The sequence below is a fragment of the Streptomyces sp. A5-4 genome, assembly GCF_051131715.1.
Lineage (GTDB): Bacteria > Actinomycetota > Actinomycetes > Streptomycetales > Streptomycetaceae > Streptomyces.
The window spans coordinates 8,937,523-8,948,711 of record NZ_CP178591.1; the positions used below are offsets into that span (position 1 = coordinate 8,937,523).

At 68.1% G+C, this 11,189-nt stretch carries 3 protein-coding genes and 2 pseudogenes; 3 read left to right on the top strand and 2 right to left on the bottom strand.

Going from position 1 to position 11,189, the window contains the following annotated elements:
- Positions 1 to 62 precede the first annotated feature (62 nt).
- Positions 63 to 1,103: pseudogene (locus ACLLJJ_RS41860) on the top strand (IS256 family transposase); the annotation flags it as partial.
- 99 nt (positions 1,104 to 1,202) lie between these two features.
- On the opposite strand, the pseudogene ACLLJJ_RS41865 reads toward ACLLJJ_RS41860, so the two are convergent.
- Both ACLLJJ_RS41865 and ACLLJJ_RS41870 read right to left on the bottom strand, forming a co-directional pair.
- Positions 1,203 to 2,030, bottom strand: a pseudogene (locus ACLLJJ_RS41865) (transposase); the annotation flags it as partial.
- Between the two features lie 105 nt (positions 2,031 to 2,135).
- Positions 2,136 to 2,774, bottom strand: a complete 639-nt coding sequence (locus ACLLJJ_RS41870; protein WP_434600068.1) for a group II intron reverse transcriptase/maturase — start codon at positions 2,772 to 2,774, stop codon at positions 2,136 to 2,138.
- 165 nt (positions 2,775 to 2,939) lie between these two features.
- On the opposite strand from ACLLJJ_RS41870, the gene ACLLJJ_RS41875 reads away from it, so the two are divergent.
- The gene (locus ACLLJJ_RS41875; protein WP_434600069.1) at positions 2,940 to 4,184 is read left to right on the top strand and encodes an IS4 family transposase; all 1,245 of its coding nucleotides are present in this window, start codon (positions 2,940 to 2,942) and stop codon (positions 4,182 to 4,184) included.
- Between the two features lie 688 nt (positions 4,185 to 4,872).
- Positions 4,873 to 10,905, top strand: coding sequence for a beta-ketoacyl synthase N-terminal-like domain-containing protein (locus ACLLJJ_RS41880; RefSeq protein WP_434600070.1), 6,033 nt, complete (start codon positions 4,873 to 4,875; stop codon positions 10,903 to 10,905).
- Positions 10,906 to 11,189: the final 284 nt, after the last annotated feature.

The following is an 11,189-nucleotide window of genomic DNA, read 5'->3' on the forward strand; positions in this document are numbered from 1 at the left end:
GCCACGACCAACCCGATGATCATGACAGTCAGACCACCCTCAGCCCAAGTTGACAACACCCCCGTAACGGGTACCGGGCCAAGAAGGTGATGACGGAGGTCGGTGCTGTCACGGTGCAGGTCCCCAGAGACCGGCTGGGTACCTTCCAGCCCCGGATGCTGCCCAAGTACGCCCGCCGCACCGGGGCGTTGGACGACCTGGTGCTCTCGCTGACCGCGAAGGGACTGACCTCCGGTGAAATCGTCTCCCATCTCGCCCAGACGTACGGGATGACGACGACAAAGGAGACCATCTCCACGATCACCGACAAGGCCCTGGAATCGATGGCAGAGTGGCGCACGAGGCCGCTGGACTCGGTCTACCCGGTCATCTTCATCGACGCCGTGCACGTGAAGATCCGGGACGGCTCTGTCGCCAACCGGCCCATCTACGTGGCCGTCGCGGTCACCGCCGACGGCTAGCCCGAGATCCTCGGGCTATGGGCCGGGGACGGCGGCGAGGGCGCCAAATACTGGCAGACGGTGCTGACCGAGATCAAGAACAGAGGCGTCCGTGACGTGCTGATGCTGGTCTGCGACGGGCTCAGCGCCCTGCCTGACGCAGTGAACGCAGTCTGGCCCCAGACCGTGGTCCAGACCTGCGTGGTGCACCTCCTGCGTGCCAGCCTGCGTTATGCCTCGCGCCGCGACTGGGCCGAAGTCGCCCGCGACCTCAAGCCCGTCTACACCGCCGTCAACGAGGACGAGGCCCGGACACGGCTGACGGACTTCGACGACAAGTGGGGCAAGCGCTACCCCTCGATCGCCGGGACCTGGGAGCGGGCCTGGAGCGAGTTCGTGCCCTTCCTCGGCCTTCCCGACGCCATCCGGCAGGTCGTCTACACCACCAACGCGATCGAGTCCCTCAACGCCCGCTACCGGCGCGCGGCCCAGGCCTGCGGACACTTCCCCAACGAGACCGCCGCCCTCAAGCGCCTCTACCTCGCCACCCTCGCCCTGGACCCCACCGGCCGCGGCCGCCAGCGCTGGAACAACCGCTGGAAGTCGGCGTTGAACGAGTTCGACGTCCTCTTCGACGGCCGCCTCACCGCCGGACGGGTGTAGACCGAACAGCCCACCGAAAAACCTGTAGGCCAAACAGACGAACCACACCTGAATCCTGATAGACCCCTCTGTTCCGTAGTCGGTGGTGACGTTGGGTGCCTATGTGCTCAGCAGGATGCGGTGGCGGAGGAGCTCGAATCCGGCACGGCCGTGCATCTGCCGCATGATCCGCTTGGTGTGGGTGTTGACGCCTTCGGTGCGGCCGTTGCTCCAGGGGAGGGTCAGGCCGGCGTTGACGGCGGCACGGTCGAGTTCCAGGCCGTTGCAGAAGCTGTGCAGGTGGGGCAGGGCTGCGCAGCGGGCCTGGGCGATCCATTCGGTGAGTTTGGGGTCGTTGCCGCTGGCGGGTGTCAGCAGGGTGGCGAAGTCGCTGATGAGGGCGGTGAGCTGGGTCATCTCGGGGCAGGCCGCGGTGAGGAGGCGGAGCAGATCGGTGTCCTTGGTCCGCAAGTGGTCGGGGTGGGTGAGAAGGAGTCGGGTAAGGCGGCGGGGGGTTGTCACGGGGCGGTCGCCTTCGGCGCGGCCCTGGTTGAGGTAGCGGACCAGCAGGTTGGCGCTGCCGGTGTAGCCCAGTTTCCTGATCTCATGCAGGAGGTGCGTGACGGGCACTCCAGGCTCGGCTGCGCGACGCGTGCGCAGGTGCTCGCGGTAGGGGTCGACCAGGGTGGGCCGATAGCGCGGGGCGATCCGCTCGGTGGGCGGCTCGGGGTTGCGCGCGTAGCGCTTGACCGTGTTCGGGGCCAGGTCCAGGCGGCGAGCGCAGTCCAGCAGGCCGACGCCCGTATCGAGCAGGGCGTGGACTTTGTGCCAGCGCTCGCGGGTGGTCTGCTCGCGCACCCCGCCGGGGCGGGGCGGATTGATGGTGGCCCAGCACGGGGCGTGGGAGCGGACCGTGGCCAGGGTCTTGTCGCACAGGTTGCGCCACAGGGTACTGGTGGGCCGTCGGCGAGGTGCCTGCTGAGCAGGTCCTTTTCCTACGGCCCCCAGCCCAAACGACGCATGCGACTTTCACCGCACGTCGCTTTCCAGTGACTACTCCGTGAGTGCCGGGACGGGCTTCTTACCGTGGATGTCCGCGTGACAACTTCCGCAGACCACAAGGGTTTTGCGGTGTCGTGCGGCCATGAGATCGGCCCATGGCGGCCGATCGCCCGGTCGTCCGAGGTCGGCGAGCTTGGCGACGTGGTGGACTTCCACCTCGTCGATCCGCCCGCAGGACTCGCACCGCCCTGCGAGGAGCCGGGTGACCAGCTCCTTGCGTTTGGTGTTGACCGGGGCCAGCCGACGGTCGTTGATGACCGTCTTCTTGTTCCGTCTCAGCGGAATCCCGCCGAACCGTCCGACCAGTGGCTTCCTGCCGACGCGTTCGACGCGGGCCTCGAAGCACTTGCGGGGCCCGTGCGGCGTTTCGATGGTGGCCGCGTACTTGCGGGCCATCGTCGACACCGTCGAGCGGTGCTTGTTGGCGAACGTCATCAGCATCGAGGTCTCCATGACCCATTGCAGGCGGGCGAGTCGAAAGACGTCGCCGGCCAGCAGGTAGTACTGGACGATGCCGCGGTACTCCGACCCGTAGGTGCTGAGGATGACGTGGTCGTCCTGGTTCAGCAGTTCGGGCCGACGCGCGGGTTTGCCGCGCTGCATGTACTGGGCTTGCTTGGCAGATACCACCGAACGAGGGACACGCAATCTGATGACCCCATTGACGGAACGCTTTCCGCCGGTGATCTTGCGGTCGTTGTGGTGCACGGTGATGTCGTAGCCGAGGAACCTCGCCGCCTGGGTGCGGGCGCAACGTCGCTTTGCTAGCCCATGATCGACTAGAGTCCTGGTCTTGTGCCGCAAGATCACATAGTTGGTGACAGCTTCCCCGAGCGGGTCCGGATGGGCCTGCTGACGCGTACCTTCCCGCCTGAACTGGTCGACTTCGTCATCGAGGAGGCCGGAGCGCGGGAGGAGCGCACGCGGGGGCTGCCGGCCCGGCTGATGGTCTACTTCACGCTGACGATGTGGCTGTTCACCAGCTACGGATACGGCCTGGTGCTGCGGGAGTTGGTGGAGCACTGGCCGCTCCGGAGCCGCGAGGCGTGGCGGCCGGCCCTGTCCGGGTCGCTGACCAGCGCGCGGGCCCGGCTGGGGCAGGCCCCACTGCGGCTGCTGTTCGACCGGGTCGCCGGGGCGAGCGGGACACCGGCCACGCCGGGGGCGTTCTGGCGCGGCCTGCGCCTGACCTCCGTGGACGGCACACTGTTCGACGTGCCCGCCGGCGAGGCCAATGCCGCGGCCTACGGCCGGGCCGCCAACGGGAGCCGGCCCGGACCGTTTCCGCAGGTGCGGCTGCTGGCGCTGGTGGAGTGCGGCACCAAGGCGATGATCGGCGCGGTCTTCGACTCCTTCGCGGTGGGCGAGCGGACCCTGGCCCATCGCCTGCTGGTTCACCTGCATACCGGGATGTTGCTGATGGCCGACCGGGGCTTTCCCGCCTTCGGCCTGTGGCTGGCCGCCGCGGAGCGGGGGGCCCAACTCCTGTGGCGTGTCTCGGACTCCTTCACCCTGCCGATCGACCGGGTACTGCCCGACGGCACCTACCTCTCCCACCTCAACGGGCCGCGCGGGAAGCGGACCACGGTGCGGGTGGTCGAGTACACGGTGGTGACCGCGACCCTGGACGCCGAGGGCGTCAGCGAGGAGACCTCCGAACTGTTCAGCCTGATCACCACACTGCTCGACCCGGCCGCGGCGCCCGCCCGCGAGCTCGCGGAGCTCTACACGGCGCGCTGGACCAGCGAAACGATCTTCAAGCACATCAAGATCGAGCAGCGTGGCGGGCGCACCGCGACCCTGCGCTCGATGAGCCCCGCCATGGTCGAGCAGGAACTGTGGGCCATGCTCTGCGTCTACCAGGCCCTCCACCACCTGGCCGCCGAAACCGCCCACCACGCGCATCTCCCCGTTTCGCACATCAGCTTCAAGCAGACCCTCGCCGCCGCCCGACGCTCCGTCGGCGCGGACTTTCCCCCCCTCGGCAGCTGGCCGCCAAGGCCCGTGACGTCCAGGCCGACCTGGCCCGCGCGGCCGTAAAGCCCCGCCCCGGACGCGCCGCACCCCGCGCCACCAAGCGCAGCGGCACCGGCTACCGCACACTGCGGCCCGACGAGCCCGCCACCACCCACGTCACCCACACCATCAAGCTCCAGCTCTTCCCCGCACACCGACGGCCGGCACCACCGAACAGCCCAGCGATCCTGCAGATCACGACACCTGATGGAACGTCACCCAAGCATCGCCGGATGGCACCAGCTGCCTAATCAATCGACGTTGGGCGCTCCAGCAGCCCCTGGCACCTCTTCGGGTGCGACCACGGGATGCTCACGGAGTTGGTCAAAGGCGGGCGGGATCGGCGATGATTCGTCGGCAGGCACGGTCTTCCAAGCAGGTCACGGGGCGTCGAGAACTCCATGATCTTGAAAACCGTTCCTGTCTCACTTCCCGGGCCGCCTAACCTGGCAGATCGTCATGAACCGGACGCCCTACGACTACGCCGAAGCCCTGATCCACCCGCAGCTTGTGCGAGGGCGCGGGCAGTCATACCCCGCAGGGATGGGAAGTGCAGACCTCTGCACCCCACTTTTGAGTGAAGTCCGGTTTGCTTATCCGGGATGACACATGGTCGAGTTTCCCTCCGACCCGATTCGCTGAGGTCCCTGCTTTCTCCCTCGGCTGCGTCAGCACCCGCGAGCCCGACCGATTGTCGTATGAAAGGTCACTAATGCCTGGCCGTTCGCTGTCCTCCCATCCGATCGCCCTGATCGGCATGTCGGGTATGTTCCCCTCCGCTGCCTCGCTCGGCGACTTCTGGGATGCTGTGGTTACGGGACGCGATTGCCTGAGCGACGTTACTGACGAGTGGTGGGACTCATCACTGCACTACGACGCAAACCCGTTGGCAGCAGACAGAACATACTCTCGTCGTGGCGGTTTTCTGGAGCCTCAAACTTTCGACAGCCGCGAGTTCGGAATGCCCCCTGCCACCTGTGATTCTGTCAGCTTGGTGCAGCTCCTCAGTCTCGTGGTGGCGCGAGATACTCTGCGTGACGCCGGTTGTGACCGCGGCGACTGGTACGACCCAGCGCGCACTGGCGTGGTGTTGGGGGTGGCGGGTGTGGCCAGTAACGCAATTCCTCTGGCGGCACGCCTTTTCGCTCCGACCAATGCAAGCATTCTGCGTGATCTGGGTGCCCGTGAGGAGGACATCGAACGGTTCACCAAAGCGTTTCTCAGCAGTCTTCCGGAGTGGACTGAGGACAGCTTTCCGGGGACACTCAGCAACATTGTGGCAGGCCGGATCGCTAATCGGTTCAATTTCGGCGGGGCCAATCACACCGTGGATGCCGCGTGCGCCAGCTCTCTCGCGGCGGTGCGCTCCGCTGTTGACGAGTTGCTGGACCACCGTGCCGATCTCATGCTGACCGGTGGCTGCGACGCGGACAACTCGCTGCTGTCCTTTCTCTGTTTCAGCAAGACTCCTGCCCTTTCTCCCAGCGGACACATCCGTCCGTTTGACGAGGCGGGCGACGGGACGCTCATCGGTGAGGGGTTGGGCATGCTGGCGCTCAAGCGGCTGGAGGACGCGGAGCGGGACGGGGACCGTATTTACGCGGTTCTCAAGGGGCTGGGGAGTTCCAGTGATGGGCGCGCCAAAAGCATCTACGCCCCGTGCGGGGAAGGCCAACTGGTGGCACTGCGGCGCGCATATGAAGACGCGCATTGTTCGCCCGCTTCGATTGGGCTCATCGAGGCACATGGCACCGGGACCGCTACCGGGGATCAGGTGGAACTCGGTGCGCTGCATCAGCTTCTGACGACTCAAGAAGAGGTGGCTGAGGTAGCGCTGGGAAGTGTGAAGTCGCAGTTCGGGCACACCAAGGCTGCCGCGGGGGCGGCTGGGCTGATGAAGGCCGCGCTGGCCCTGCACCAGCGGATCCTTCCGGGGACTCTGCATGTGGACTCCCCCCGGGCGCCGGCCGGTGACGCCCAGGGGCCTCTGTACGTCAACACTTCCACCCGGCCCTGGGTGCGGGACCCGGCGCACCCAGTACGCCGCGCCGGTGTGTCCGCCTTCGGGTTCGGCGGGGTGAATTATCACGCCGTGCTGGAGGAGCATCCCAGCGCCAATGACGAGCTCCGGGTGCTTCACCGGACGCCCAGGGCGTACGTATGGCACGCCGCGGATGCCAGCACGCTGCGTGAACGCCTGCACAGCGGTGCGGAGCCCGACGCGGGCCCGCCGCCTCCAGAGCACGCACGGATCGGTTTCGTGGCCCAGGACGAGGCTCAGCTTCGCGAGTTGAGGCAGCAAGCGGTCATGGCTTTGGACAGGACTGGCGCGGGGCAGCCGTGGTCCGGGCCGGACGGGGTGTACTACGCGTCCTCGGCGCGCACCGATGTAAAGGCCGGTGCGCTGTTCTGCGGTCAGGGAAGCCAGTACGTGAACATGGGGCAGGCGGCCGTTCTTGCGTTCCCGCCCCTGCGTGAAGCCTTCGACCGTGCCAATGCGGCTTTCCCGGCCGGTGACACCCTCGCGGGAGCCGTCTTTCCGCGCCCTGGCGGCGAGAAGGCGGCAGAGGAAGGGCTGCGCCGCACCGCCTACGCTCAGCCAGCCTTGGGCGCGCTCGCGGCGGGCCAGTACCGGTACTTGCAGCGGCGGGGCTTTGCCCCGGACGGCGTGCTGGGCCATAGCTTTGGGGAATTGACCGCGCTGTGGGCGGCCGGAGTGCTGGACGACGATGGCTTCACGGACCTGGCGCGGGCAAGGGGACTGGCGATGGCCCCCGGGCCGTCACTCACCGACGCGGGTGCCATGGCGGCTCTGCACTGCGACGAGGCGGCCTTGACATCGCTGCTCGCGGAGCACCCCGAAGTGAGCGTGTGCAATCACAACGCGGCCGACGAGTACGTCGTGGGCGGTCCGAGCCCAGCGATGGAAACCCTGCTGAGTGTCTGTCGCAACCACCAGGTCACAGGGCGGCGTCTGCCGGTGGCTGCCGCCTTCCACACGGCCCTGGTCGAGCACGCCGTGGAACCCTTCGCTGCGGCGTGCGAGCGCGTCGGCTTCAGTCCGCCCCAGGTCACGGTCTACCCGAACACAACGGGGGCGGTGTACTGCGGAGAGCCGGACCGGGACAGACGGACGCTGGCTGAGCAGCTGCGCCATCCGGTGCAGTTCGCGGCGCGTCTGCGGGAGATGTACGACGACGGCATCCGCGTCTTCGTCGAGTTCGGGCCCCGGCAGATCCTGGGGCAGCTGGCACGACGGACGCTCCCGCACCCCGACGTGGACATCATCTCGTGCGACAGCGGACATCCCGACACGGGTGCGACAGCACTGTTGACTGCCGCGGTCCGGCTGACCGTCCTGGGCTGCCCGCTGACCGATCTGAACTGTCACGCCGCTGCCACCGGCGTGGCGCCGGCACCGGCCTCTGCGGTCGCCCGGGTACTGCACGGGCCGCGCTTCGCCGAGCTGGCTCGCCGCCCCCGGTACGAAAGCTGCGTCGCCGCAGAGGCTCCGGGGGCCTTCCTGCCCGCTGCGGCAGACGTCCCGCCGACCGTGGAGACTCCCCCCGTCATGGACGGGGGGCTGGCACAGGCCGCCACGGCTCATCTTGAGGCGCATACCCGGTTCCTTGACACTCAGCTGGCTACGACTCAGCACCTGAGCCGACTGCTGGATACACACGCAGGTGATTCTCAGGTGGCGGCGGCCGTGCATGCGGTGACCTCACACAGCTGCGCGCTCAGCGAGGCACACACACGTGCCGCTGAGGTGGTGGCCGAACTTCTCGTCGGCCCGTCGAGCGGCGGTGGCGGGACGAATCCGCGGGAGAGTCTTGCCTCGCCGCCGGTGGTTGGCACTGGCGTTGTGCCGTTGCCGGCGGGCACGGCGGATTCCGTACCGGACGTGGCCGTCGTGGGCCGTCAGGAGGGGCCGCCGTCTGTGGAGTCGGTGGCGCCGCGAGCGGCTCTGGCCGCCTTTCTGGACGGGAATGCGCCGGCGCCACAGCAGAACGAGCGCGCGCTACCGTCGACGGTGGAGGAGATGATCGACGGTTGTCGGGCAGTCGTCGCGGAGAAGACCGGGTACGACCCGCACATGCTGGAGGCGGACCTGCTGCTCCAAGAGGAGCTGGGGATCGACTCCTTGAAGATGGTCGAGCTCGGCGCGGAACTGTGGTCCGCCTACCCCTCGCTCAAGCGGGAGGAATTGTTCGAGCTCACGGCCGCGCGCACCATCGGCGAGCTGGCTGCCATGTGCCTGGAGAAGCTGCACGCTTCACAGAGTTCGGAGCTGTACCACTCTGACCGTAACGACCTGGCCCGCACCCATGTCGTACTGCACCCGCTACCGCACCCCGACCGGAGACTCGACGCCTACGGGGACGCGCCGAGCGCCGTCGTTTTCGATGACGGCGGGGCCCTTGCCGAGGCAGCAGCACACGCGCTGGTGACGCAGGGCTGGAGCGTCTGCCGGATCGCTCTGCCCGGAAATACCGCCGAGACTGCCGATCAGGTGCTGAAGGACTGGAGCGAGGAGGCTCTGCAACAGGTGCTCCCCCGCGTCATGGCCGCCCATCGGGAGGTGCGTCTGAGTCTGCTGCCCGTCAGCCGTACCTCCTGCGCCACCGCGCTGGACACCATCGCGCGGCTGCGGCACGCGGTGTTGATCGCCAAGCACGTGCAAGTGCCCCTGCGTGCTGCGGCCAGAGGCCAGACGCGCGCGGCGTTCGTCACCATGACGCAGCTCGACGGCGCGCTGGGGTATGCCGGCAGCGGCGGGGACGGCCCCGCCGCCATGGCAGCAGGCCTCAGCGGACTGGTCAAGTCCTTCGCACTGGAGACCTCACCCGTCTTCTCCCGAGCCCTCGACTTCCACCCCGGCCTTCCGCCCGCCCGGATCGGCCGCCTGCTCAGTGAGGAACTCCTGGACGCCGCCACTGGCATCCGGGAAGTGGGACACGACCACGATGGTGTGCGGCAGGCACCCCGCATGGAGGACCGCCCGCACACCCTGCAGCCCACTGCCGACGACGCCGGTGACCTCACCGCGGATGACGTACTTCTGGTGACGGGCGGTGGGCAGGGCATCACCGCCTGGTGTGCCATCGCCCTCGCCGAGCGTTACCGGTGCGAACTGCTGTTGCTGGGCCGCACCCCCCTGGACGAGGAGCCCGCATGGGCCCACGGGCAGGACGGCGAGGAGGAACTGGCGCGGGCCTTTGCCGAGCACCGGGCCGCCGATGCGAACGGGGCACAGCTCACGGTCGAACGGGAGGAGCAAGTCCGCCGCGTACTGGCCGCGCGGAGTATCAGAGCAACCTTGCAAGAACTCCGTGCCCGGGGCAGCCGGGCGGCCTACCTCTCTGCCGATCTGCGCGACGCCGCCAGCGTCGAACGCGCGCTGGCACCGCATGCGGCACGCATCACCGGCGTCGTCCACGGGGCGGGCGTCCTGGGCGACCAGCCCCTGTCGGAGATGCAGGTCGCCTCGCTGAGCCGGGTCATCGACACCAAGCTGAGCCTGCACCACGTGCTCGACAACCTTGCGCCCGAACGCCTGCGGCATCTGACCGTGTTCACCTCTGTCAGCGGCATCAGCGGCAACCTCCGGCAGAGCGACTACGCCCTCGCCAACGAGGCACTGAACCGCTACGCGTGCGCGTTCAAGGCAGCTCATCCGCGCTGTCGGGTCACCCCCCTGGCATGGGGACCCTGGGAGGGCGGCATGGCCAAGCGCGTGCATCACCTGTTCCGGGAAGCGGGGGTAGCGGTGCTGGACAGGGCGGCAGGCACCTCCTACTTCCTGGAGCAGCTGGAGGAGGGGCACAGGAGCGACGGTGTCACTCTCATCGGCCCATCCCGGCCCTTGCTGCGCGTCCTGCCCGGTGTGCCCGATCAGGGCCTGGTGGTGCGGCGCTCGGTCGAGGGTCTGCAGGAACAGCCGGTACTGCGTGACCATCGCATCGGGGGCCGGCCGCTGATGCCGATGACCGCCGAGATCGGCTGGATGATCCACACCGTGGAACAGGTGCGCGGCGGCGCGACGGTGACCGCCTGTCACGATTTCCGAATCAAGCGGGGCCTGTACTACGACGGCACTCAGCCCAGCACGATCGACCTGAGGATCGTGGCGGGCGAGCACCCCGACAGTGCGCACGTGAGCACCCAGCCTGCACCCGAAGCCCTCTCGGAGCCGAGCTTTTCTGGCAGTTTCAGCTGGTCCGAGCTCAAGGAGCCGCCGGTGCTGCACCTGCCGCCCCTGCCTGAGGCACCGGAACTGCATCCGGCCTACCACACTGGGAAGCTCTTCCACGGGCCTGCTCTGCAGGGGCTGCACACCCTGGTCGAACGTACGGAGGACCAGCTCGTCTTCATGGCGCGGATGAGCGAGCCCGAACTGGCGCACGGAGCTTTTTGCGGGCAGCGGTTCACACCGGGGCTCGCTGACTTGATGGCACAGGCATGCGGGCTGGTCTACTCGCATCTCGACGGCGCCTTCTGGGGGCCCGTCAGCGTCGAACGCATCGAACTGTACGCGCCGATCCCGGAGAACGAGCCGTTCGTCATCGTGGCCACCGCAGTGGAGCTCAACGCCCTTGACGGATATGCGGATGCGACCGCCTGTGACACCGGCGGGCGGGTACTGCAGCGCTGGCACCGACTGCGTCTTCTGTGGGTCACGCAGGACGCGGCCGTCCGTATGCTGACCACTTCCCGCGTACCCCTGGCAGAGCGTCATGCCTGAGAAGCCCGGCCGGCAGTCTGCCGGCACCGCGCCCCTCACCTTCACCGGCATCCCCCTGCTCCACATGCCCTCGGGTGCCCCGCCCGGGCGAAAGGCCGTCCAGGACGTTCCTGGGCCCGGCGGTCCCACCTCCGCCACCCTCGGCGAGCCGGGGGCCCTGAGTCGCCTGACGGCCTGGCATGTGCAGAGAGCCCACACCGCTGTGCTCGATGCCCACGCGGCCCTCTCCCGCCGCCAGCACCGGACCTCAACTGAGCCACCGCGCACGGCGCTTGGTGCCCCCT